We start from the raw sequence: 23235 nt of genomic DNA, 5'->3' as shown, positions 1-23235 counted from the left end.
TTAGCGCCACGTCGCCAAGTATGACGAATAAATGCCTTTACGGAGTTGCAAGGCGCCGATATTGCCCGGTGACACTCAGGCGTCGGCGGCAGTGAGAATGCGCAGGCTCTCAGCTTTGGAGGACACGCACCGTTTAGCTGTCGGGACGACCGGGGGGGGGGGCTTCGGCTGATTCAAATCATCACCTGTTCAGCGGCTAAAGGCCGGATTGCTATAGATTTTATTGTGGCCGAATCAGCTCTTGGTGAAAGAAAGTTTTTTACTGCCTGAGCATTCTTAAATTCAGGCCTATGAATTATCCAGATCTAGATGCAACCGTTCGCCATGGTATATGGCTTGGTGCTCTCGTCTAATCAGTGAACCTGCTTTTCTAGTCGCTAATCTTGAGTCTAGGAAGATAACGAACCGTCACGCCGCTTTCTCGTAAAATCTTCAACGCTGCTCGCTGGGATTCCAGCCAGCGCTGTTCTCCGGCGAATCCACCCGCAAAGACGGCTCGCTTGATACCGGACCATACTATGGCCCTAGCACAATCGCTACACGGAAATCGGGTGCAATAGATCGTCGCCCCAGAAAGATCCACTCCTGCTGCAAAGCCCTTGAATATTGCGGCACGCTCGGCATGCTCTATGAGGTGATAGCGACCTTGTTCAGTGATGGGTTCGCAATTTTCTTCCATTGTATTTTTGAGCGGCGGGGGCAGTACGTTTGCCGACTTGGCAAGTAAAGAATTGCCTTTTGTTATAACAGCCCCAACAGAAGACTGTTGTACAATCTTGCCTTTTGGATCATCAGTGCTTGCCCGTTCAGCTAGCGCTTCGGCCATGAAAAAGTCATCAGCTTCGGCTTTATTTGCGAATTTTATTTGTTTCACTTGTCAGGGAGATAGTTTTGCTTGTAGACAGTCAAATTACGTCAGCTGGTATTGTACAGTATTCGCAAGCGCAGAAAGACGCAGTTGAGCGCGCTCGAAGTCAGACTCCACTGGAACCGCCACCGCGTTTCGGCAAACGTGAGTCCACATACGATGCCACAGTCGGTACTATCATCAGCAACGGCGTTGAGGTAGGTTCTACCTATATTTTGCCTCCTCGAGGAGTGATTTGGGTAGTTTCAGAGGAAGAATTTCACCTTCCACTGAGTGTTACGGCACTAGCTGCTCTTAGAACTACGTGGGCCCACAAGGGGATTTTTGCGCTTAACGTAGGAGTGGTGGATCCTGGGTGGAAAGGTCCTGTTGCTACAGCGCTTGTAAACTTTAGCACCGAAGATTTCACTGTGAGTCATGGCGACGGCTTCATGCGACTTCTGTTTTTTTCGCACCAGACGAATTCTTCGAACTCACCAGCCGTGCCTAGAGATTATCTTCGGCAGGTAAAGAAAAATTCACGAGATTTCTCTAAATCCTTCCTGAACATGGAGGCACTGGTTGATGACGTTTCTAGAAAGATTTTCGCATTGCCTAAATTAGGTGTGGTCGCCGCGTGGGGAGCCATAGTTGTAGGTATCTTGGCAATTATTATTCCCGTGGCATATTCATTGATTGCAGGTATTTATGACGATAAAATTTCAATGGTGAAGATTGAGCAGCGGTTGATTGCTTTGGAGAAAATGACACCTGAAGTTGTGAGTGCATCAGACGAAGCGACTCACAGGAGTAATAAACCGGCGGAAACAAGTGTAGTGGCAAATGACAAAGATGCTGACTCGAAAAAGCCGGCCATTAAATAAATTGTGATTACTTAGTTTGGGGGTACACTTCACAAATAATTGGCCAACTAAGGTCACCTCTAGAGACCTAGCCTGATATGCGCGGGTTCTGTAAAATCCCGCATCTGCCAGCGCCCAAGGAGTAGGACGGTGATGAGCCCCCGGACCAGCCTGTTTGCAAAATATGAACGCGAAGTACTGCGCACGACTATCGGTGATCCGCGGGTAGGGCTGACGAAGCACGTGGACTTCAAGGCGCGGGCCGCCAGCATAGACGTCGCCGTGCCAAAGGCGGCCGTCCGCTGTATCCGACCGTGTTGATAGACGAGATACTGGTACACCAGGAGCTCTGCAATCTGGTCGACGACGCGCTGGAATATCCACTAATGGATCTTCGCAGCTTCCTGCAACTTCTAGATCTGACCGACAGCAGCAGTTTCCCCGACGCCAAGACGAACTGGTTATTCTGCGACCGCCTAGCGCAAGCGGCGCGGGCACGCTCGTGTTCGAGCAAGTCCAATAACAATGACAGCAGCACGTCTACAAGGCGCGTTGCGGCCGAATCTTCGATGCATCGCTGGTCCAGGCGCCCGTCCAACGCAACAAGCGCGAAGAAGCCGAGGTCGGAAAGTAAGGCACCATGCCGTTGGGCTGGAAAACGTACAAACGCACGCAAAAAGACGTCGACGCATGCTGGACCAAGAAGTATGGCAAGAGCTACTTCGGCTATAACCTGCACGTCGGTGTTGACAAGCGCTACAAGCTGCTCCGCAAAACGGTCGTCACCAATGCCGCCGTGGCAGACACCACGGTATTCGAACCGCTTCTTGAGAGCAGCAACGCCAGCCGCGATCTATATTTTGATCGTGGTTACTCCACCGCCGAACGGGAAGCGACTCTGAAGCAAGGCGGCCGGCGCGTCCACATCTAGCGCAAATGCAGAGCTACCAAGGGTATTTTAGATGCACAAAAAAAGCGCAACTGCTGTATCGCCACATCGCGCGCTCGAGTTAAGCACGTTTCCACTGCGTTGGCGAAAATGGGCGGAAAGCTTGTACGCTGCGCGGGCGTAGTCCGTGTCAACTGCGCCTTGCATTTGAAAGTGGCAAGCTACCACCTGAAGCGATTGGTATATTTGAAGGAAGATGGCCTGGCGCCGTTCTGAACGGCAGGGCGAGCCTAGGCAGCCATAAATTGTGCCGCATTTCCCTGCACACGCCGGTCCTCTACCTTGCCGCTCCGGCTGATGCGATCATTAAATCCAAACTGAAATTCTTCGAACCCGACTTGCGCAATATCGCAAACCACCAAAACTGCGTTATTCGAGCTGGCCTTGGGATACGTTCCAATGCGCTGGCTAGCGAATGTAATGGATCGAGGCGATTAAGCATCGCGGTACCTGACGAGGTTTGGATGGTGCCAGCGTGCGGATCGGCACGCTTACGGTCGGCGAATAGTCAATTCTTATTCCAGATGGCGATAGGCGGAATTACGGTTTCGACCGGGTTATTGGCGATCGGTAACGTGCCGGTGTTCACATAATGCATCAAGGCCTGCAAAGTCTTGGATGAATGTAAGATGGCCTTATCTGTGCCTGTGCTAATGGCCGTGCTCTGCTGCGTCGGTCTAAATGTGATTGTCCCAGGAGTGAAAATGTCGTCAACGGATTGAATTGCTCAACGGTATTATATTTGTCATAATGAGCAGCGCATCGTTCGTTGATCATCATGGCAACTGATATATATACCTTCAGGTCTTGTTGCCAGGTCGTTCAATGCGGATTTTCCCTGAAGGTTACTTTAACCTTCTCATGCAGCCGGTCAGGGTTCCACCAATACGTTTGTCATAAGCGGGGAGTTGGCGGGGCAGGCCGAAAATATTTGTATTCTGGAACAGGACCCCATGCCCGACTCTATCACCGACCCAAAATATGATTGCTACCGCGGATATATTGAACTAGCTCGAAGAAATGGCAGGGACTGGGAATTTCTCGAACACCTGAAGCGCACGCCCGACGAACTGGATAGATGGTTCATTGATCAGGAGGAGACGCATTTCTGGCCGTCACTCGGCATCAATGCAGTCGAACGGCTTGAACAGTGGCATGCGATCCTCGGTGCCAAGAAGTCTGCCGAAGAAATGTCCGTGGCGGCCACACGTCCGCTCGTGATTGTCGGTGCCGAAGAGGTCGAGCAGAACATCCAGGTTCCGTCCGTTGAAAGGAGTGCCTGGCAGATGTACCGTGCTCACCTGCAACGCCAGGACTGGAAGCAGGCTACCGTCGACAGCATCGAAAATTCGGTCCTTCATATTCTCCGCCGGATGCGCCTGAATACGAAGGGCAAGAGCGCGGTGAAGGGGCTTGTCGTTGGTCACGTGCAATCGGGAAAAACCGCCAATATGGCAGGTCTTATTTCGATGGCTGCGGATTACCGATGGAATCTTTTCATTGTTTTGAGCGGGACACTGGAAAATCTTCGTATCCAAACGCGAAACCGTTTGGTAAAGGATCTTAGCCACCCTGGAAATCTGAGCTGGAAAGTCATCGATCATCCATCGGCGGGAAGCTCGAACGGCGCGAGAGCACAGGACATGCAATTCCACGCAGCCGGTCATGATCGTCACTTGATCGTCAGCCTGAAGAACGCGTCGCGCTTGGAGGCGCTCGTTGGCTGGATCAGTAAATACAAGCTTGGCATGGAGCAGATGAGAATCCTGATCATCGATGATGAGGCCGACCAGGGTGGCATCAATACCGCGAACGTTTCAAAAGAAGAGCGTTCGCGGATCAACAAATTGATCGTCGATCTGGTCGGGCTTCCGGTACAGAGCGTAAACTATGTGGCCTACACAGCCACGCCGGCAGCAAATTTTCTCAACGAAGGTCCTGGGGAATCGCTGTACCCCGAAGATTTCATCGTTGCATTGCCACAGTCGGACGAGCATTTTGGACCGGTTCAGATCTTCGGTTTGCCTGAAGCAGGGAGATCTGCGCTGGGTATTGTGCAGGTTGTCCCGCCGAATGACCTGGAGGTACTCGACGCCCTTCACAAGGGAGAGGGAACCATATTGCCGGCCTCACTGCGCGATGCCGTGCTGTGGTTCCTGTGCTGCGTGGCAGCAATGCGACACAAGAAATTCCGGAAGCCCGTCAGCATGCTGGTGCATACCAGCGCTGCGCAGCGACACCATGCGGCCGTGGAGGCGGCGCTGCGCGAGTTCCTGGCTACCTGCAGTGCGGATCTGCCTTCCTTTATTTCACGCTGCCGGAAGGTCTGGGATGAGCGCACCACCGACCTGGACGCCGACAGTCTCGCTGAGCGGTACCCATCGTACGGCCGGTTGGCCGGAGTGGAAGAGTACCCTGTGTTTGCGGATTTCTCGAAAGGACTTGCACCACTGGTGTCGACGGTCACTGCAATTCAGCTTGACGAGGACCATGAGCGTACGTACCACGATGGCCTCCACGTATGCGTCGACAACTGTGCCAATAATGGCATTTCCAATGAAAACGAGGTTCGGCGGCTTTTCTACCCGGATCCCGAGCAAGCTCGTGTTCCAGATACCGCAACTGCATTCATCGTTATCGGGGGAGGTACGCTGTCTCGAGGGCTGACCATCGAAAACCTCGTCAGCACCTTCTTCCTGCGTGCGTCGGCACAGGCTGATTCTCTGATGCAGATGGGCCGCTGGTTCGGTTACCGGAAGGGATATGAACTGCTTCCGCGTATCTGGATGCCAGAAGCGACACGCGAGAAATTTGCTTTCATGACTGTTGCGGAAGAAGACCTGCGGGATGACCTGCAGCGGTTCATGTATCGAGGCGCACGTCCTTCCGAGTTTGGCCCGCGGGTCCGTGTTCACCCCAGGGCTTCGTGGCTGAAGCCGACGGCGAAGAACCGGATGCAGCGGACCGTGGTTGCGGACTACGATTTTTCGGGGATCAACAGGCAGACTACGTTGTTCCACGACGGGGCGGGCGCGCGAGAAATTCATCTGGAAAATCTTGCCCGCACGGAGTCCTTCTTGGCCGCTGCCGGCATTTCAGAGAAGGGTCGGGGCAACAGCATTGTCTGGCGCGATGTCGGCGTCTCGGCAGTGAGCGCATTCCTCGGCGAGTATCGCTTTCACGGTGCCAGTCAGTTCTTTTCCGAGATCGGCCCTTTTCTGGAGTGGATTGGTAGCCAGTCAGCCGATGCTGGGTACAGTTTATGGAATGTGGTTGTGGCCGGAAGTGCGCCTGAACCGGGGGCGGCATGGGAACTGCCGGGTGGCTCAGTGGGACCAGTCACGCGTACCCGCATTTTATCCAACCGGAGCGACGGGGCACTCTCAATCGGTGCACTGCGAGACCCGCGAGACTTGCTCGCGGACGCTGGCACCGCGATGCCGGGCGAGCCTAAGGTCCCTCTTAACAACATTCAGGTCGATCTTCTGCGGGAAAAAGGTGGCGTAGGCCGGATTCCCCAGCTGCTTATTTACCGTATTGACAGGAACAGCGAGCTCCGGCCTGCCACACGGGATGCACAGAACAAGAAAAGTCGTCCACGCGCAAAGCTCGAGTCAGACGCCGACATCGTCGGCTTGAGTCTCTGGCTGCCGGGAGTCACTGATCGCAAGACCAGCTTCGCCGTCCATCTGACGGTCAACATTCCGCCTGTACTTTTGGCGTTCGATGACGACCTGCCGGGCACTGGCGAAGAGGTTTGCGCATGAGGTATCACGGACTGCCGCTCCGACCGATGCAGGAGTCCGGTGCGTTTCTTCTGCGCGCGATGCAGAACGAGGAGATGCCCCGGCTGGATCTGCTGGTCCGGGAGTCGGTGCAGAACGCGCTGGATGCGGCGCTTGACCGGCGGTCTGGCGGCGAGGTCAGGATCGGTTTCCATTTGCGTGAGCACGCCACTGAAACGATTACTTCGCTGCTTTCCGAAGGTATTGATCGCAAGGTATTGATGGCACGGCACCCGAAAGGCGGTCAGCTTCTCGAGATCCGCGATTCGTTGACGGAAGGACTCACAGGCCCGCTGTGTTTTGAGGATATAGGCCCGGATGGAGTACATGGCAACCTTCTTAAGCTTGTCTACGAAATCGGCCGCACGCGCAGCGACATCGGCGCTGGCGGCTCCTGGGGGTTGGGAAAGACATGCTACTTCCGTATGGGACTCGGTCTTGTCTTCTATTACAGCCGGATCAAGCTGAATGACGGTTACCAAGAACGCCTGGTGGCCAGTCTAGTCGAGGATGAAACTAGATCCGACAGGCTCCAGCGCGAAACACGAACCGGTATCGGCTGGTGGGGGACGGAGGCGGGTCTCAGGCCAATCACTCGAGCGACGGAGATCCACCGCGCGCTAGACATGCTTCGGGTGCAGCACTTTACCGGTACCGAAACCGGCACCTCGATCATTATTCCATTTCTTCGTGACGACCTCGTGCCGGGTGCGCATGCGGATGAGGAGGGCGCGGTGCTAGGGCGCCCGTGGTGGTACGAAACTTACGATGCCTACGTCGCCATTGCACTCGAACGATGGTTCTGCGCACGACTCGACAACCGCCATTTTGCTACGGGTCCGCGACTTACCGCATCTGTGAATGGCAAGATCATCACTTCAGGGAAGATGCTTCCGGTATTTCAGGCCACGCAGGCGCTGTACAACAGGGCAATCGGTGTACCGATCGATGGCGGTGACTATCTGACACGAGCCGGCGTCGACGCGGACGCGGTCATGCAGCATCTAGTAGCGCCTCGCAACCTGTTCAAACCAAGCGGGCCGGCAGGGGACGTGGCCGCTGCTCTGCTGACTCCGGAACAGCTGGGAATGGGCGCACCTCTCAATCATTTTGATCCAGGGCTTTGCGTTTTCGGTATTTCGGATGCTACTCCGCCCTATCGTCCCCTCGTAACCTTCATGCGCAAGCCGGGGATGTGCGTGTGCTGGGATGACAGCACCGAAAGCCGCGGTTGGGCAGGAGGGGCGCCGGAGCGAGTCGACAGTCGTTACCTTGTGGCAGTATTTGTGCCAAAGCAGGATCGGGTTCTCGCGGATGCCGGACGCGGGATCCGCAGCGATTCACAGGTTACGCTGGAGTCATATTTACGAGGTTGCGAACGCGCGGACCATGCAGCCTGGTATGACGCTGCCGGATTGAAAATAATCGAGAAGATTCGCGCAAACTGTGGCCGGATTCTACGCGATTTCGGCAGCAAACGGACGGTAGCTCCTGTTGCTGCACCGTCTATCCGGTTGGCGCGTAACCTCGCCGGCTTGCTTCTCCCCGAACGAGGTATGGGTACCGATGGTGTTCCCGGGCTTCCATCGCCGCCACCGAAGGTTCCGGGGCAGGGCGGGGCTGGTGACGGCGGCACAGGTCGAGTAGGAGGTGGTGAAAGCGGTGGCGCTGGTGGACGCCGCCGCCGATCCATGCCCGCTGCCCCGGTTCTCGAACTTCTGGACGTTGCCTACTCAGAACGAGGCATCGCGGTACGATGGTGCCTCCGGTGGGGCAGCGCTGACCGTGGTCTTCCCCGAAAAATCTCGCTGAATGTCGATTCGGAAAGCGGGCCGATCACCCTGCAGAATTGGGGCGAGGATGGACTTGGAGCGTTCCCGTTCCTGCTGGATGGTCTGGAGATCGACTCGAAAAGTAAGGGCGCCTCCGGCGCTTGTGCGGAAGCCACCCGTGATTGCAGCGGAGATATTCTTGTACGTGCTGTCGGCGACGGTGTGATCGATGAAGTCCGCGGATTGCTCCGAATTGTTATCGTCGGCGGCGGTGCCGGGATGTTGCGCCCGGTTCTTGTCGCGGGTCTCGTCCACATCGACGCGGAGAATCCATGAGCAGGACGGTACTCAATCCCTACCGCACGCTGTCCACAGAGCTTTCCGACATGCCTCGTCCCAGCATGCGGTATGTCTTCGGCTCGGAAGGCCCGAACCCGGGCGCACTCGATCTGGGCGGCGGCGAATTCTCGCTTGGAACCGATAGTGACTGGAACGCCGATTTTCACGGCCTGACTGTCAGCTGCACATTGCAGAACGTGTCCATGCTGCGTGCCCTGTTCGGCACCAGTGGGGTGGCCGCCGACGACGCTGTTCTGTTGCTTTCTCTGGAATGGACGTCGCCGGCTTCGGGATGGCGCTGCCTCGGTCTGCCTGTACGCATGACGCTGGACCAGTTGCCTGCGATCGATGGAACGATCAACTTGTTACTAGTGTTGCCTGCCGGCAGCATACGGGGCACCGGTATGCTTACTGCAGAAGTGTTCTTGGGGAGCCCCGGCAGCATGCATGCTGGCGATGCCGGCCTGGCGCGCCAGAAAGGCGCCCGTCTGGGGCCGCTTTCGAACGCTGCCCGCATTGTGATCGACGGGGACGGCTCACTGTTTCCGGTTCTGGAGGAGTCGCTGGGCCCGGAGGAAGCTCTCTGGGAAATGCGCGCTGCCTGGAGCGATCCGCAGGAAGAGCCCTTCACGAGCGAATACGTATCGCTGGTCCTGAACACTGATCACGAGTTGTTCTCGCAGTTACGGGAACGGCAGGGAGCGCAACGTGGCCAGACACCACTGATGCGGCATGTACTTGCATCCTGGGTAGCCTTGCTGGTGCATTCTGTAAGTGCGGAGCTGGAGGCTGATTTCGACGAAATTGTCTGCGGACCGGTGCCGTTCGCTGACTTTGCTACCATTGCCGAAGCTGCGGCCCTCTTTGTGCGTAATGGCGGACTGGACACCAGCTCCCCTCGCACACTTTTCGCTTCCGCACAACGTTGGCTGGACCGCCGCGTGCGTGCAGTGTCTGCAGCGGAAACGGTAGCAGAAACGAAAAACGAGGGTGAACAATGAGATGGTCGAAATTGACTCCGACCATGGCCTACCGATGCCATGAAGAGATGATCACGACAGGCGGCTTTGCGCCAGCCGGATTGTCGGCCGACAATGCGGCCCTTCGGGAGCGGATACTACAGGAAATTCTCGTCTTTGATGGAAGTGTTGGTGCCGGCGCATACGACGTCGCGGCGGGACTGGCCCTCTATCGCATCTTGGGTGAAGCAGGCATGGACGTGCGGACTGCCGCGGATGACAGCGTATGGCGGTTCCTGTCGCTCAGGGTGGTACCTGATTTGGTCGAAGCAAGATGGCCGAACGCACCGGCTGTAAGGTTCTGGCGCAGCCGCAGCCGTATCTGGCTGCGCGTTATCTGGTGGCTTGTTCATCTGACGTGGCAGGAGAACGAAGAGCAAACGCGTGCCGTTCTGGCCGACGTGACGACCGATACAATCGCTCAGTTGGTCGAGCGTCCCGGAAGAGGCGGGTTTCGAGTCGAGTTGATGCGCGCACTATTCCGCGAGCGCATTCGAAGGCATTTTTCGCAGGACGAATTCCGCGCTCTCATGAAACTGAACACTGCACGTGTGGTGGTAACCGAGCCGTGGTTCTGCGACGGCGGAATCGGGGGATACGCGCGCGAGCTGCACGATTACGTGGCCAGCGTGCGTTGATCACCCCGAACGGACGAAAGGATACTTGAATGGATGTACTGGAAGAGATCCGGCGCGGACTTGCCAATCTTGATGACAGTGGACGCATGCTTCCGATTATGGCCATGCCGGCAACCGCACCGGCGTGGGTATTCAGGGAGCATGGGACCTTCGGTGTAGCCATCGAGCTTCGGAATGATCGACTGGTTGCCGAGGGTTTTGTCGGTGCACGGCTTGCTACCGTCGAACGTATGGTCGATGATGTGCCGCGCAGGCTGTTGCGCCTTGAGTCATCGATATTGTCGCTACGCAACGAGTTCGCGGTGGTGTGTGCACAGATGGTTGACGCTGGGGACAACGGCGCGACACGAGCGGTATTGCTTGCCGATCCCGTAGCGTGGTGGGACCGCTGGCGCCATCTGCTCGGCAACGCAGTGATCACCCAAAGCAGTTACGCTACTCTTGCTGAGTTGCTTGCGCTCGAGCGCCTAGTGAAGGATGGGCAGGACGTGGACTGGCGCGGACCGCTGGGCGGTACAGTTGATCTTGTTACCTTCGATGCGGGGTATGAGATCAAGTCGACGGTGAGTCGGTACGAATCGCGCGTCCATGTGTCCGGCCAGTTCCAACTTGCGATGGCCGAGACAAGAAAGCTCGCGCTGGTACACTATCGTTTCGAGCCATCGGTGTCAGGCGAGTCGATCAACGGTGTATGTCGGCGGCTCGGCGCCGCCGGCGTTTCCGCTGCATTGCTCGATGACCTTCTGACACGATGCGGTCTCGAAGACGGTTGCTCTGCTCGTAACGAAACATTTGCCGTGCTGGAGTCCAGACTTTACCCTGTGGACGCAGATTTCCCCCGTATTGTCCCATCCAGCTTCAAGAACGATACGCTGCCGGCGGGAATTGTACATATTGAATACCAGATTGACCTGTCCGGGCTGACGAGTGTGGTTTTCTGACTAGATCCCGCTCACCCGGCGGACGCTGGAAGTGCTACAGCCGGAATACGGCTTCTCCGAACTGTCCCGCAAGGGCGGCTCGACCGAATGAACTTAATGGGGAATCCATTGATCACAAAACCTGTAAACGAACTGCATTTTGTCCAGTCACGCCAACCGACACCAACAGTCGAAATCGACATCGGGACGTTGCCCGACCAGGCTGGCGGTTATGCACTGCTCGTCGAAGCTGCCATCGCGCCGCTTGCTGCCGCGGAAAACGACCTTCGTGCAACGATATACGTTACCCACGGTCCTAGTGTCAGTTTTGGAAACTATGGCCACTCAGCGTTCTTCAGCGTTGCCGGCGACTGTCGGGTTCTTGCCGCGTTGCAAACGTCGTTCGGGTCAGCCCCGGGTCTCAAGGTCCGTTCGGGGGATCAGTTCGATCAGTCGCATGCCCTTCGTCAGTATCATATCGAGGACGGTTTTCTGTGGCGGCCGGATGAAGAGCATGTCTGGTATGCAAATGCTCATAACTTCGACTGCGAAATTTCCGGTGACGATATGGACAATTGCGAGGATAGCGAGGGCAACATAGATGATACGGGGGAGAGTGATGGAGGCTCTGCAAGAGTTGAACTGCCGGTGCGTTTTCGCGCTGCACGCTCGGATGCCAGCGTCGGCAGTATCGCCCGCAGCATCGAGTCGGTGTTCGGATTGCCAGAAGGATCCGTTACCCTGCGGGGACCGGACAAGAGGCCTCTCCGGTCAGATGCAACGATCCGTACGTTGCGCAAGCGTTGGGAATAAATTGAGTGGAATTACTGAAATTAAGCTCTGTTGAAGTTTCGCCGATGTTCAAGTCTGTGAGATTTTCTGAATCGCACTAATTCTGATGAGAAACATGAGCAGTCGATGTCTGAAATGGAAATGCTGAAAAATTGTTAAAATATCTCTGTTTTTCACTTATTTTATCTTCATATGGTTGTGATACTTTCGGTAAAACTTGGGGCAATGGAAGATGAAGTCAGATCACTTTAACGCAAAAGATACCGGAAGTTACCCATTTTCCCCCGGCGCTGTCGTAGGCTATTGTGATCTGTGGTTACTTTGTTTCTAATTTGAAACTTGCACTGTAAAGATCAGGCAGCCCTTAGGAGGCAGGGGGGCGAGACAGGGGGAGTGCTCATGAGTCGCATTTCATAGAGGTGTTCTACGGGGGCAAGACCATCGACTCCATATCCCTCCGCACATACTTTAATTCAAAAGTGCCACAAGCGATGTTGCATTGAGCGAGAAGGTCGTGACAAGTAGTAACTATAAAACGAGTTTGGCCAGCGCGACAGCCGCGACGTCACTACGTAAATGACCGTAATGCTTCTCGATCATTGCGACTGATGTGCCGCTAATTTGCGCAACGGTTAGAAGATCTAGCCCCCCATGGACAAGATCGCTGATAACACTGTGACGCAATGTGTACGCACTTGTTTCTGCTGGCAGAGCTGCGTTTTTTGCTGCGTTTTTGATGGGATCTTTCCAGGAGTCCTTGTTCCAGGCTTGTCCGTCGGCACGCGCCAGTAGGGGGGCGGTCGCTGTTTTGTTTGCGGCGGCCATCTCGAATAGCTGAGAAATTTCCGAAGGAAGTTTAATTTTCCTGTCCTTGCCGCCCTTGTCTTTGCCAATTTTCAGTACGCTTAGGCGCTGCTCAAAATCCGCCACGGTGAGGGCAGCAAGAGCCCCCGGGCGAAGTGGCAGTATGGATAATCCTCGCAGGAATGCTGCGAGATCCTCTGGCGCATGTCTGATGAGATTTCGCCGCTGCTCGCGATCCAGATATAAATCCCTTCGTTTGGCGACGTTCTTGAATGCTTTCAGAGTTTCGCTCCAGGAAAAGTTCGAATTGACCTTGCCGTCAGCGAATGCACAATTGAGGGCTGCGCGTACCGCCGCAATATCGCGATTGACGCTGTCCTTGGAACGCTCCCGGACATCACCAGCCTTGTTAATGGTGACGGGTTTAGCTACTATGCGACGACGAAAGTCGTTCATGTGGTCCCGGGTCAGTTTCATCAGTTCTATCTTGTGTATAGGATCCTGCGTGATCCATCGGCGATAACGTGCGGCGAGGTCTTGTGCTGGCTTGGTACCCTTCAGCTCCTGGATCCGCTTCACATACGCGTTACAGGCATCCAATACAGTTGTCGGTTGATGAATGGCACCAGCGTCGCCTGTGGCCGCGTGAGAAAACCATTCACGTGCGACTGCTACAGCCCTGTCAAAACGTTCATGATGCATATGTTCATCTAACGTGCCGAGACTACTTTCGACTTCCTTTCCTGTCTCATCACGATGTCGAAGTAGCCACGTTCCGCTTGAGCTATCTGACATTTTGCGAAACCCGATATAGAAGCCTTTGCTGATTCTGTGCCAATACGGTTCACGCCGAGTTTTCAGCTTGTTGCGCGCTGTAACTGTATCGATTTTGTTGGCCATGCCATCCTCCGTAACGTGCAAGAATGTTGTAGGTGTTCAACCGTAGAATCAGTGCTCAATGTACGGGAAAAGTACGGGAAACAGTAGCACATTTCGGCGGACGTTAGCAGATCAAGATGATGCTTTCTCCTATGAAGGAATAGTCCAGTGACATCCAAGCAGATGCACGTTTTCGTCATTCACACTGCAGGGGTCGCAAGTTCGAAACTTGCACTTCCCACCAAGAATTCGCTGTAAAATCAAGTACTTACATTAAAGCCGACACATTGCGTGATCGGCTTTTTTTGTGCTTGTGCAATTAGCCTGTGTAATTTTATTTTTTGTTTTGTACTAGCACCGATAGCTTATCCAACGCAGCACGCTGCGCATCGACCTGGAGGTGCGCATAGCGCTGGGTCGTCTGCACATTGCTGTGACCGAGAATCTTGCTAATAGTATAAAGATCGCCCCCCAAGCCAAGCATGATGCTGGCACAAGAATGCCGTAGGTCATGAAAGTTCACATGCTCCATACGCGCCTTCACGCGCGCTCGGCGCCAAGCGGATGCCAGGCCTGTTCGACAGCGCGCGCGCCGTCGCCGTGCTGTACGGCAGCGACCCGGCCCTGGGCTTCCTGTTCATCGCCGCTCCGCTGATGGTGGCCGCCGGCTTGCCTGCCTGGTGGGTGCTGGGCGCCACGGTGCGCTGGTTCGACAAGCGCCGCGACAAGGACATTGGCGAGCTGGCGCGCGATGCGGCCGCCACCGTCAAGGATGTGCGGGGTGGCCTGTGAGCGCCGTCACGCTGGTCCAGCTGCTGGCGATCATGCCGCGGCGCGTACGCGCGCGGTTGCCTTCCTGGCGCCGCTGAACGCGGCCATGCTGGAGTTTGGTATTACGACCCCGGTGCGCCAAGCATCGTTCTTGTCCCAGGTCGGGCACGAGTCCGGCCAGCTGCGCTATGTGCGTGAGCTGGCCAGCGGCCAAGCCTACGAAGGGCGCGCCGGCCTGGGCAACACGCAACGCGGCGACGGCGTGCGCTTTCGTGGGCGCGGCCTGCTGCAGGTGACCGGCCGTGTCAACTACGCCGCCTGTGGCAAGGCGCTGGGCCTGGATCTGCTGGCTCAGCCTGAGCTGCTGGAGCAGACCATCAACGCCTGCCGTTCGGCCAGCTGGTTCTGGCAGACGCGCGGCTTGAACGCGTTGGCCGATGCCGGCGACCAGGTGAAGGTGACGCGGCGGATCAATGGCGGCACGAATGGCCTGGCCGAGCGCCTGGCGCTGGTCGCTGTGGCGCAGCGGGTGCTGGCATGATCGCGCTGGCGGGCGCCGCCCTCAGCGGCATCTGGAAGGCCTCGGCCATACTGCTGGCCGGCGTGCTGCTGGTGGCGGCCAGCTCCATTGGCACCGGCTGGCCGCCAGCGACCGCGATGTGGCGCGCGCGGCGCTGGTGAAAGAGCAGGGCGTCAGTGCAGCGCTGCGCACGTCGATCAGCGAACAAAATCGCGCCATTGATGGGATGGCCAAGGCAACGCTGGCTGCGCAGGAGCGTGGTGTCGCAGCGCAGGCTGCGGCTGCCGTCAAGGGGAGGAAGTACGACGCGGCCCTGGCGCACATCGTAGGCGTGCGCGCCACGACCTGCGACGAGGCCATGCCGGCGGTCAGGCTGCTGCTGCAGGGCGTACGATGAACCGGGCAATCGTCCACTTGAACAAATTGGCAAGTTCGGCCATGGCCGTGCTGCTGTGCGGCTGCGTCAGCGCGCCGCCGTCGGCGCCAGTTCGTATCAATGTGCCAGTGATGGTACCGTGCCTCGGCGAGATACCGCCGCGCCCCGACTACGAGTTCGACAAGATCCCGTCGATGGCAACGGACGGTGAGATTATCCTAGTGCTCGCGCGGGACTGGGTGCGGGGGAGGTTATATGAAGGTAAGTTAGGGGCTGCAATCGAAGGTTGCCAACTTCGCAATTGAGCATATACAATAAGGAAGTATTTATTTGCAGTAATTCCCATATTGATCTGAGCTTCAAAAAACGAAATTTTAAAGGTGAAAATTTTGTCTAAAAAGAGAAAAATGAAGATCAGTTTTCAGTTTATAAAAAATATTTACCGTTTTTTTCTGCTTATGCAATTTGCGTTAATGGCTTGTATTTGTGGGGTTTTTGGTCATCCTTTAATGTTAATGTTTTGCAGTATATAGATATTCCGGGGGTAGTTAAAAATTCTTTGTTTCCGCTTTTATTTAGCATGTCAAGTTTTGTTGTTGGTTTAGTTATCGGTCATTTTGTGCAGCCACTGCGAAATTCTGAAATGGATAATGATGCTTATAATTCAAGTTTTGGGCGGCGGTGCGTCAACACTGGAGAAAAATATTGTTTTTTTTGGATTGTTTTTTCATGTGTTGTGTTGCTGTTTGGCAGAGAAAATAAATGGGATATTCTGTCTGTGTTGATTGCTCTTCCGGTTTCCATATTTTTAACGGGTAAAAATGTACTAGATGATATTTTTCCTGAACGTAGCATTAGGGTTACAGCAGTTTTCTTTTTCACTGTTGCAATCCCGTTTTCTTACTCATTGGGTTTGCGAGACGCTGAAAAAATAATAAGCGGAAAAAATTACCTTTATGTGGTTTCTACGATTGGTTTGCATGATCAAGTTGTTCCAGCTGTCCCCGATAGTAATATCCGGTATTTGGGGCAGGTTTCTGACTTTGGATTTTTTTATAATCCATTAAATGAGGTTGTTAGTGTTTCAAAGTTAAAGCCAGGTGATTTTTTAAGTTTTAAGCATCATAAGAAATATCAGAAAAATATTATAGAGGTTTTTAAATGGGCTTGGGATGGATTATGGGGCCGCTTCACAGGGGTATTTGATCGAGATTGATGGTCTGAGCAAAACTGAGTAGGTTGTAGCACTTCTAGCTTTTCTCCCAGCGCTGCCCGGGCCGCTCGCTTCTCGTCCGCATAATCGTGCAGCATGTGATGCCTGAGCACCGTGTTGCCCGGCAGCACATGCTCTTGGCAACAGTGATCAGCCTTAGCGAATTGCTCAGCGCCTGATCCTCGTTGTAAGGGTGCGGCACAGTGTGCCGCGAAGAATCTAGCGGAAACGCGACAACAGGCAGCCAAAAATACTGCCAAATTTAGGCATTGATATCAATGTCGTTAGATAAATAAAGAAGACTTTTCACTATACATATCTAATTTTATTGTTTCTAATTTATCAGGACTGTTGAGAAATTTAATTCTATCAAATTCATCGTTTGTTTGATGGTTGAAATCAAAATCCATAACCCTATTAATTAGGTCAATTGCGCAAAATGCCTCAATAAATACAAACATAAAATCTCCATGTGGCACCTTGAGTGTTTTGTCTTTCAGTCTGGCGAATTCATAAGTGTCATAATCTATATTTATGAAATTCTTACTTTTGAAATCTTTTGTTTTTGTATGGGCATTCAGGATTCCATCCTTAACTACATTCATATCATTGCTGAACAGTGTAGGGTAGGTTTCAAGGATAAATTTTGTAAAGGAATTTATGCTATTTGTATATTCAAGGGATGGTTTAAAATTCCCGGAGTTTGATTTTGGATATATCCTCCTATACAGCGATCTATATTGATTTGTGTCTATGTGTGGGCCAAGTAGTTCTGAGTGTGCCAAGGTATCAAATTTTCTGTCTTTTTTATAGCGCTCCTTTTTTTGCTCCAAGATTTCCTGCTCTTTTTCATGAATTATTTTAAGAAAATTTTCAAATTCTTCAAGGTGCTTGTAGTGGTTTGAGAATGTGTTTTGCTCGGATGTTAATTTTATTTGTGCTTTGGACTGTTCCGACCTATGATTTGCCGCACACAATCCAATGAAAGCTGCCATGATCGCAAGAAATGTCGCAGGAACCTTAAAATGATTTGCGAATTTTTCGAATCCATTTGAATTGAATTCAAATGGTATGTGCCGCAAATCGTAAGCAATTAGAATAGAGCTAATTATTGCGATAAAAAAAATAAACCCGCCGCCCCATCGAACAATAGGCAGGGAGAATAAATTTTTTTGTGGGGAGAAATCAATATTCATGGAATTGGTGAAATAATTATCGGTGTTGCAAGATACGTTGACGAGGAGTAATTGTCAACAGCATGCATGCCACGATCTCATTTCTTCCCTCCCCGAAATTTTCCGTCATAGTTTGATACCTCTCTAAAATATATCCAATGTGTTGGCTCGCTTTTGATCCGAGCGTATGCTAAAAATCCCCGGGCGCCGAATGGCTGAACTTCCAGTTGATCTTGCCAAAACGATAGAACGGCCTCAAGGTATTTCATTTGGCTAAATTGCATCCCAATACAGCCCTAAGACGTCCCCATAGCCACACATGCTGCCCACTTTTCGTCTGTATCGTCGTGCAAGATTTAGCACGTGGCCTTTGCGGCACGGCAGAAGTGATTTATATGGTTTGTGTTGGTGAAGTTGTCGCAGGATCGATAATGCACTATAGTAATCACATATCACATGTGCGCCGACTACACTCTCAGTCGTAAAGAGCAAATCGAAGACCGCTTCGGCGTTCGATCGCTACAGCTCGACCTCCCGCCAGAGGCATGGCCCTGCTATATAGCGCCCATCCTGCGCGGCTCTCACGGGGTACTAGGCCAGCTGGGAATCGCGCCGGCCATGTTTGGCATGGTGCCTCACTGGGCCGATTGCATGCCCGGCCAAGGCCACCGAAGCTACAACGCCCGCTTTGCTTGGTAGGCCAGCAGACTGCCCTTCTGTGTCGTCGCGTGAGGCGCAGCAGCCGATCCCGCCAGTGGGCTACTTACTGACGCGGTGGCGCGAGATATTCAAGCCTTGATCCTGCATACGGAGGAAGTGGCCGCGACCGGACGCGCGTGCCAGGCGTTTGTGCAGGATAGTAGCATAGGGCTGTAGTGCTGATTCGGAGTGTTTGTGCAGGTAGACAGTAGGGGAGTGAGCTAGTCGATTGAGTCTTGAGACCTTCAGATCAATGCAAGTTTAGTGCCACAGGTGTCTTTGTGCAGTCGAGCGTCCATCTCTCCAGCACGGCGGGGCCGGATAGAGTAAATGCTGTCTAAGTTGATAACTTCGGCTCTTGGTATACACTCAATAGAAGGAAATTGGACGTTAGAAGAGGAGTCTTACCATGAGGCATATCTCTACACTGGCCGTGATCGGTACTGTTCTTTTTATCACGGGAATAGCTGCATCTGCAGGGAATGGCGGCGTTAAGGCCGGTCCGCATTTAGGAACCCCGATCGCAACAACAATGCACACGACGACAACGCACGCAACGACAACTGCACCAGCTTTACCTACCCCATCGCATTCGGGGCAACCAAATCAAAGCTGCGGCAGTGCCACTGCTCCCAATACTCCTGGTAATTCAGCTTCTGCACCTGGGTCAGCTTTCAATCCAGATGGCCAGGCTGGAACAGTATATGCTGGACAGCAGCCACAAAATTCGCGCAATCCTATGAGTGTGTCACAGTATGATGTTGCTTGCGCGAAACAGCCATCTAAGTAAGGTGCAAGCGTAAAGCCGATGCCGCACCGGCCAACCTACGAGTTTGACCAGCTGGCGCCAGCGGCAACGGACGGCGAGATCGTCCTGGCGCTGGCGCGGGACTGGCCGCGCGGGCGGAAATATGTGGAGCTACTGGAGGCGGCTATTGCTGGATGCCCCTCATTGAGTGATAGTGGCTCAGTTTCTTATCGTGCAAATCCTTCAGAAAACTAACACGGTCCCAACCATGTAGTGCGGCTTCCGGTGATCCTAAGTCATATTTTCTGCGAAGCAAATCAGCTAGTTGTGATGCCCTATAGCCACAAAGACCTGCTTGTTCGCTTGGTTCTTCAGTGCCATCGTCTGCTGAATCGTAATCAATTGCGAAGGAGATAGAAGCGTTGGCATCACGGATGTCATTCTCAAATGAAAGAACTGTGTTGGTTAGATGTAATGGAAATAAATTCCACTCGACTCCGGCAATTCAAACGTTGGCAATGTGGAAAATGGCGAGCCTGTCGACCCATGTGAATTGATGAAAGCTATCTGGTCGTGAATTAAGCCAGCGCAATCAATTGCAAATCGTTCAAGCTTTAAGGCAAGCCGTAGGCCTTGATATTTTCTCTTTTCACTTCTGTTATATATTTCTTTTCCTATCGAAACCAGTTGATTTAATACAAAGGTAAGGACAGCAGCGGTAGCCGAAAATGAAAGTAAGTCTGAGAAATTCATAGTTATTTTATTTTGTGGTGAGCTGACACATAGGTTGTAAATAATTATCTAATGTTCCGCGCGTTGTTAAATTAACACATTGAGGGTAATTTTGTTGAGAATTTTGCACGGCTTTAGCCTCTGAGGCATCCAGTAATTGTGGGATATATGAACGCTGAGTGCCGATTGTCGCTGCGTCCACAATGACAATCGGCTTCAGCGCTGGCCAGGCCAGTGAACCAAGTAGGCTCGTGTTACCTCGGGAAGGTAATTTGACTCTAACATTAGGAGGTTCACATTTTGGCTTTTCCCATCATCCCCTGGATCGGCGGCAAACGACGCCTGGCCGACCGCATCATCCCGCAATTTCCGCCGCACACCTGCTACGTCGAGGTTTTTTCTGGCGGCGCCGCGCTGTACTTCATGCGGCCGCCGGCCGAGGTGGAAGTGCTCAACGACGTCAACGGCGAGCTGATCAACCTGTACCGCGTGGTGAAGAATCACCTGGAGGAATTCGTTCGCCAGTTCAAATGGGCGCTGTCGAGTCGCGAGGTGTTCAAGTGGCTGCAGGACACGCCGCCGCATACCCTGACGGACCTGCAGCGCGCGGCCCGCTTCTTCTACCTGCAGCAGCATGCCTTCGGCGGTAAGGTCGACGGCCAGACGTGGGGCACGGCCACGACCGCGCCCCCGCTTAACCTGCTGCGGATCGAGGAGAACTTGTCGGCCGCGCACCTGCGCCTTTCTGGTGCCTACATCGAGAACCTGGACTGGTACAAATGTATGCAGCGCTACGACCGGCCGCACACGCTGTTTTACCTGGACCCGCCGTACTGGGAGACGGCCGGTTATGGCGTGGAGTTTGAATTCGCTCAGTACGAGAAGATGCCCGAGCTGATGGGCAGGCTGAAGGGTAAAGCCATCTTGAGCCTGAACGATCACCCGGATATCCGACGCGTGTTCGCACGCTTCCAGATGGATACGACTGGCATCCAGTACAACGTGGGCGGCGGTGGCAAGGCTGTCGAGCGCAGGGAACTGATTATTTATAGTTGGGATAGAGCGTCCGAACCGGCAGGGCTTTTCTAAGTAGTCCAACAAGCCTGCACCTGTGGCAACAGACGAAGAGATCGTGCTAACGCTTGGTGCGGCTTGTCTAATTGGTTTAGCTACGGGGACGAGTGAGGAGACGCTTTTGCACATTGCACGTGTTTTTTATTTCAGATCGAAACTGCATTGCAGTCAAGGTATAATTGTATGATACAGTTTTTTAAGTCGCCCAAAAAATTGGCATTTCAAATCATATTTCTATGTTTTGTTTTTTATTTGTAAAAGAAGTGTAATTTAAGTTTTTTATGAATTTCTCAATTCGAACGAATTTAAGTGGGGGTGGGATGGGAGCGGGGATACGAATAGATGGGGGTTCTGATATATCAATTATTGACTGTAAGTTTGATAATTTGGATATTGGTGTGAGTGCAAAAGATGTGAAAAATTTACTTCTGGAAGGGAGTGACTTTAATGCCTGCAGGACTGCAGTTGAAGCTGATGGGATTGATGGACTAATAGCACGTAAAAACACTAATAATGCTAATCATTCGATACGTGAAACGAAAGGAAAATCATTTCCTGTCACCAAATATGGTAACGATACTCGAAAAATTCTTAGTGCTGAGGCATTGAGATTCTGTATTAATCGTCTAAGAGAGAGCTCAGATTAACTATGATGTTCGACATAAAAAACTCAAAGAATGTTGTTCTTGATGACAATAAAAACAAGGGGGCGGATTTTGCAAAAATTGAAAATGTGGAAAATTTCTCCGCAAGGAGTAATGTGTCCGAAGAGGTGCAAAATATAGATGCGGGAGGATGGCGAAAGTGGTTTTCAAGCACTCTCTCCCAATTATTGGCTTCGTTACTTTTATTAATTATTATTTATTTTGTTTATAGATATTATCCCGAAATAAAGAACGTGATGACTTGATGCTTTGTATCAATGCTGTGCTAGTTGATTGGACGGGTTCGTAACGTGTGTGTCGACTACCGCCCCCCAGCCGCAAAGAGAAAATCGAAGAATGGTCGGCGTACGCTCGCTTCAAATCGACCTATCTCCCGAGGCATGGAGCGGGTACATGGCCCCCATCCTGCGCGGCTCTCACGAGGCGCCCGGCGAGCTGGAAATCGCCCCCGCCATGTTCGGCATGGTACCCCACTGGGCTGACCACAAACTGGCCCGCCAGACCTACAATGCCCGCACCGAAGCGGTAGCCAGAAAGCCATCCTTCCGCAGCGCCTGGAAGCGCAAGCAGTTCTGCATCATCCCGGCCGCCAACTTCTTCGAACCCAACTACGAAATGGCAAGCCTTTGCGCTGGCGCATCGAGCGCACGGACGGCGGCCCGGTGGCCATTGCCAGGATATGGGAGTACCGCCCGGGGATCAGTTGCTGTCGTTCTCGATGCTGACGATCAACGCAGACGGGCATCCGCTGATGCAGCGCTTCCACCAGCCCGATGACGAAAAGCGCATGGTGATGAGCCTTGATCCTGATCAGTGCCTAAGTTGGTTGGACGGTTCTCTGGTGGCGGAGACGAGTGGGGAAGGGTGCGCTCCGGTTTGGCAATGGCCGCGCTGGATATCACAAGCAAACGTAATTGCCGTAATACGGTGCGTCTGGATTCGGCAGACCTGACGCGGCGGTGGGCTATGCTTTCAGAAAATAGAGCGCCTCGCTACGCAGCGAGCTGGAGTTGCCGAGAATTATAACCAAGTAGCTGCACTAGATTTTGATGTCTCGGTGCAACTTTTAACGAGCATGGTACTGTCGACGTCCGTGCCCTCTTAGATCGTGCCCTGTCTACCGCCTGTCTTGCCAGGAATGACAACATCCTCCAAATCATTGTTCAGGTGCTCGAACAAGGCTTTGGAGGTTTGGGTGATGGCCTTTTGACGTTGGCATCCCGGTACTGTGCAATACTTACCGTCAGCCAATTCAATATAAGCGGGACAATTCTTGTATTCATGATCAATGCAAGGCATATATCCTCCCAGGTTGTGGATGTTTGCATACTGCCTATATGTACAGATTACACCGCAGCCAGCGGTTTGTTGGAAATATTACATTTATCTTGCGGCATATCGGGGAGGGAGGGGCATGCTTGGGGGAGGCTGTTCATTTGGATTTTTCGGCAATTAAGGCAGGATATCCCGCGCCCCCATCCTCGTGTCGGTATAGTCGTGGTGCCAGCCAGTGCTGGCATACCCTTCCTTGTTTCGCCCAATAGCCATATCTGGAATTGCAGGTCGATGTAACTCCCTTGCTTTTGAGCATTTCAGCCCTGTGTAATTTCCTGTGTAATTTGGTGCAATTTAGCGACTTCTCTTGATAGTCATGA

General features: G+C 53.2%; 23 protein-coding genes. 19 read left to right on the top strand and 4 right to left on the bottom strand.

Going from position 1 to position 23235, the window contains the following annotated elements; translation table 11 throughout:
• Positions 1–370: 370 nt before the first annotated feature.
• Positions 371–874, bottom strand: coding sequence for a deaminase (locus tag O0881_RS04260; protein WP_289910308.1), 504 nt, complete (start codon positions 872–874; stop codon positions 371–373).
• Between the two features lie 17 nt (positions 875–891).
• Between O0881_RS04260 and O0881_RS04255 the strand changes: the two genes are divergently transcribed.
• From O0881_RS04255 to O0881_RS04220, 8 genes are all read left to right on the top strand, one after another.
• A complete protein-coding gene (locus tag O0881_RS04255; protein WP_289910307.1) occupies positions 892–1731 on the top strand; it encodes a hypothetical protein in 840 nt (279 codons plus the stop codon).
• 619 nt (positions 1732–2350) lie between these two features.
• A complete protein-coding gene (locus tag O0881_RS04250; protein WP_289910306.1) occupies positions 2351–2641 on the top strand; it encodes a transposase in 291 nt (96 codons plus the stop codon).
• Positions 2642–3612: 971 nt separating this feature from the next.
• Positions 3613–6426: a Z1 domain-containing protein gene (locus O0881_RS04245; protein ID WP_289910305.1), complete on the top strand. Its 2814-nt coding sequence runs from the start codon at positions 3613–3615 to the stop codon at positions 6424–6426.
• On the top strand, positions 6423–8552 hold the full coding sequence (locus tag O0881_RS04240) for a hypothetical protein (protein WP_289910304.1): 2130 nt from the start codon (positions 6423–6425) through the stop codon (positions 8550–8552). The genes O0881_RS04245 and O0881_RS04240 overlap by 4 nt, the downstream gene beginning before the upstream one ends.
• Positions 8549–9556 carry a hypothetical protein gene (locus O0881_RS04235; protein WP_289910303.1) on the top strand — a complete coding sequence of 336 codons (1008 nt, stop codon included), beginning with the start codon at positions 8549–8551 and terminating at the stop codon, positions 9554–9556. Before O0881_RS04240 ends, O0881_RS04235 begins: the two co-directional genes overlap by 4 nt.
• Complete coding sequence (locus tag O0881_RS04230) at positions 9553–10212, top strand: hypothetical protein (RefSeq protein ID WP_289910302.1); 660 nt, start codon at positions 9553–9555, stop codon at positions 10210–10212. The genes O0881_RS04235 and O0881_RS04230 overlap by 4 nt, the downstream gene beginning before the upstream one ends.
• A gap of 29 nt (positions 10213–10241) precedes the next feature.
• On the top strand, positions 10242–11153 hold the full coding sequence (locus O0881_RS04225) for a PD-(D/E)XK motif protein (RefSeq protein WP_289910301.1): 912 nt from the start codon (positions 10242–10244) through the stop codon (positions 11151–11153).
• 96 nt (positions 11154–11249) lie between these two features.
• Positions 11250–11945, top strand: coding sequence for a hypothetical protein (locus O0881_RS04220; protein ID WP_289910300.1), 696 nt, complete (start codon positions 11250–11252; stop codon positions 11943–11945).
• Positions 11946–12452: 507 nt separating this feature from the next.
• Here O0881_RS04220 and O0881_RS04215 read toward each other — a convergent pair.
• Positions 12453–13628 (bottom strand): tyrosine-type recombinase/integrase, encoded by a 1176-nt coding sequence (locus O0881_RS04215; RefSeq protein ID WP_289910299.1) that lies wholly within the window; start codon positions 13626–13628, stop codon positions 12453–12455.
• Positions 13629–13941: 313 nt separating this feature from the next.
• Entirely contained in the window at positions 13942–14151 is a 210-nt protein-coding gene (locus tag O0881_RS04210; RefSeq protein WP_251348440.1) for a tyrosine-type recombinase/integrase, read from the bottom strand.
• Positions 14152–14171: 20 nt separating this feature from the next.
• On the opposite strand from O0881_RS04210, the gene O0881_RS04205 reads away from it, so the two are divergent.
• From O0881_RS04205 to O0881_RS04180, 6 genes are all read left to right on the top strand, one after another.
• Positions 14172–14399, top strand: coding sequence for a hypothetical protein (locus O0881_RS04205; protein ID WP_289910298.1), 228 nt, complete (start codon positions 14172–14174; stop codon positions 14397–14399).
• A gap of 130 nt (positions 14400–14529) precedes the next feature.
• Positions 14530–14919 carry a glycoside hydrolase family 19 protein gene (locus O0881_RS04200; RefSeq protein ID WP_354670205.1) on the top strand — a complete coding sequence of 130 codons (390 nt, stop codon included), beginning with the start codon at positions 14530–14532 and terminating at the stop codon, positions 14917–14919.
• On the top strand, positions 14916–15059 hold the full coding sequence (locus O0881_RS04195; RefSeq protein WP_289910297.1) for a hypothetical protein: 144 nt from the start codon (positions 14916–14918) through the stop codon (positions 15057–15059). Before O0881_RS04200 ends, O0881_RS04195 begins: the two co-directional genes overlap by 4 nt.
• Positions 15056–15295 carry a hypothetical protein gene (locus O0881_RS04190; protein ID WP_289910296.1) on the top strand — a complete coding sequence of 80 codons (240 nt, stop codon included), beginning with the start codon at positions 15056–15058 and terminating at the stop codon, positions 15293–15295. The genes O0881_RS04195 and O0881_RS04190 overlap by 4 nt, the downstream gene beginning before the upstream one ends.
• On the top strand, positions 15292–15579 hold the full coding sequence (locus O0881_RS04185) for a hypothetical protein (RefSeq protein ID WP_289910295.1): 288 nt from the start codon (positions 15292–15294) through the stop codon (positions 15577–15579). The genes O0881_RS04190 and O0881_RS04185 overlap by 4 nt, the downstream gene beginning before the upstream one ends.
• 179 nt (positions 15580–15758) lie before the next feature.
• A complete protein-coding gene (locus O0881_RS04180) occupies positions 15759–16490 on the top strand; it encodes a hypothetical protein (RefSeq protein ID WP_289910294.1) in 732 nt (243 codons plus the stop codon).
• Between the two features lie 281 nt (positions 16491–16771).
• On the opposite strand, the gene O0881_RS04175 is transcribed toward O0881_RS04180, so the two are convergent.
• On the bottom strand, positions 16772–17683 hold the full coding sequence (locus O0881_RS04175) for a hypothetical protein (protein ID WP_289910293.1): 912 nt from the start codon (positions 17681–17683) through the stop codon (positions 16772–16774).
• A 2458-nt stretch (positions 17684–20141) separates the two neighbouring features.
• Here O0881_RS04175 and O0881_RS04170 point away from each other — a divergent pair.
• The 5 genes from O0881_RS04170 to O0881_RS29215 all read left to right on the top strand — a co-directional run bounded on the left by O0881_RS04170 (position 20142) and on the right by O0881_RS29215 (position 22606).
• Positions 20142–20930 (top strand): DNA adenine methylase, encoded by a 789-nt coding sequence (locus O0881_RS04170; RefSeq protein ID WP_289910292.1) that lies wholly within the window; start codon positions 20142–20144, stop codon positions 20928–20930.
• A 266-nt stretch (positions 20931–21196) separates the two neighbouring features.
• Complete coding sequence (locus O0881_RS04165; RefSeq protein WP_289910291.1) at positions 21197–21562, top strand: hypothetical protein; 366 nt, start codon at positions 21197–21199, stop codon at positions 21560–21562.
• Between the two features lie 2 nt (positions 21563–21564).
• Entirely contained in the window at positions 21565–21825 is a 261-nt protein-coding gene (locus O0881_RS04160) for a hypothetical protein (protein ID WP_251348445.1), read from the top strand.
• 148 nt (positions 21826–21973) lie between these two features.
• On the top strand, positions 21974–22357 hold the full coding sequence (locus tag O0881_RS04155) for an SOS response-associated peptidase family protein (protein ID WP_289910290.1): 384 nt from the start codon (positions 21974–21976) through the stop codon (positions 22355–22357).
• A gap of 105 nt (positions 22358–22462) precedes the next feature.
• Positions 22463–22606: a DUF4113 domain-containing protein gene (locus tag O0881_RS29215; RefSeq protein WP_354670204.1), complete on the top strand. Its 144-nt coding sequence runs from the start codon at positions 22463–22465 to the stop codon at positions 22604–22606.
• Positions 22607–23235 lie beyond the last annotated feature (629 nt).

This window comes from Janthinobacterium sp. SUN100 (assembly GCF_030397705.1).
Classification (GTDB): domain Bacteria; phylum Pseudomonadota; class Gammaproteobacteria; order Burkholderiales; family Burkholderiaceae_D; genus Janthinobacterium; species Janthinobacterium kumbetense.
Note: the sequence above shows the minus strand (reverse complement) of the source record. Positions and strands in the feature narration are given on the sequence as shown.

What these genes read in the sequence shown, in the direction of transcription:
- O0881_RS04250 (WP_289910306.1), top strand. Translation starts at nt 2,351, where the DNA reads ATGCCGTTGGGCTGGAAAACGTACAAACGCACGCAAAAAGACGTCGAC.
- O0881_RS04245 (WP_289910305.1), top strand. Translation starts at nt 3,613, where the DNA reads ATGCCCGACTCTATCACCGACCCAAAATATGATTGCTACCGCGGATAT.
- O0881_RS04240 (WP_289910304.1), top strand. Translation starts at nt 6,423, where the DNA reads ATGAGGTATCACGGACTGCCGCTCCGACCGATGCAGGAGTCCGGTGCG.
- O0881_RS04235 (WP_289910303.1), top strand. Translation starts at nt 8,549, where the DNA reads ATGAGCAGGACGGTACTCAATCCCTACCGCACGCTGTCCACAGAGCTT.
- O0881_RS04230 (WP_289910302.1), top strand. Translation starts at nt 9,553, where the DNA reads ATGAGATGGTCGAAATTGACTCCGACCATGGCCTACCGATGCCATGAA.
- O0881_RS04225 (WP_289910301.1), top strand. Translation starts at nt 10,242, where the DNA reads ATGGATGTACTGGAAGAGATCCGGCGCGGACTTGCCAATCTTGATGAC.
- O0881_RS04220 (WP_289910300.1), top strand. Translation starts at nt 11,250, where the DNA reads ATGGGGAATCCATTGATCACAAAACCTGTAAACGAACTGCATTTTGTC.
- O0881_RS04215 (WP_289910299.1), bottom strand. Translation starts at nt 13,628, where the DNA reads ATGGCCAACAAAATCGATACAGTTACAGCGCGCAACAAGCTGAAAACT.
- O0881_RS04205 (WP_289910298.1), top strand. Translation starts at nt 14,172, where the DNA reads ATGCCAGGCCTGTTCGACAGCGCGCGCGCCGTCGCCGTGCTGTACGGC.
- O0881_RS04195 (WP_289910297.1), top strand. Translation starts at nt 14,916, where the DNA reads ATGATCGCGCTGGCGGGCGCCGCCCTCAGCGGCATCTGGAAGGCCTCG.
- O0881_RS04185 (WP_289910295.1), top strand. Translation starts at nt 15,292, where the DNA reads ATGAACCGGGCAATCGTCCACTTGAACAAATTGGCAAGTTCGGCCATG.
- O0881_RS04175 (WP_289910293.1), bottom strand. Translation starts at nt 17,683, where the DNA reads ATGAATATTGATTTCTCCCCACAAAAAAATTTATTCTCCCTGCCTATT.
- O0881_RS04165 (WP_289910291.1), top strand. Translation starts at nt 21,197, where the DNA reads ATGAATTTCTCAATTCGAACGAATTTAAGTGGGGGTGGGATGGGAGCG.
- O0881_RS04160 (WP_251348445.1), top strand. Translation starts at nt 21,565, where the DNA reads ATGATGTTCGACATAAAAAACTCAAAGAATGTTGTTCTTGATGACAAT.
- O0881_RS04155 (WP_289910290.1), top strand. Translation starts at nt 21,974, where the DNA reads ATGGCCCCCATCCTGCGCGGCTCTCACGAGGCGCCCGGCGAGCTGGAA.
- O0881_RS29215 (WP_354670204.1), top strand. Translation starts at nt 22,463, where the DNA reads ATGGCCGCGCTGGATATCACAAGCAAACGTAATTGCCGTAATACGGTG.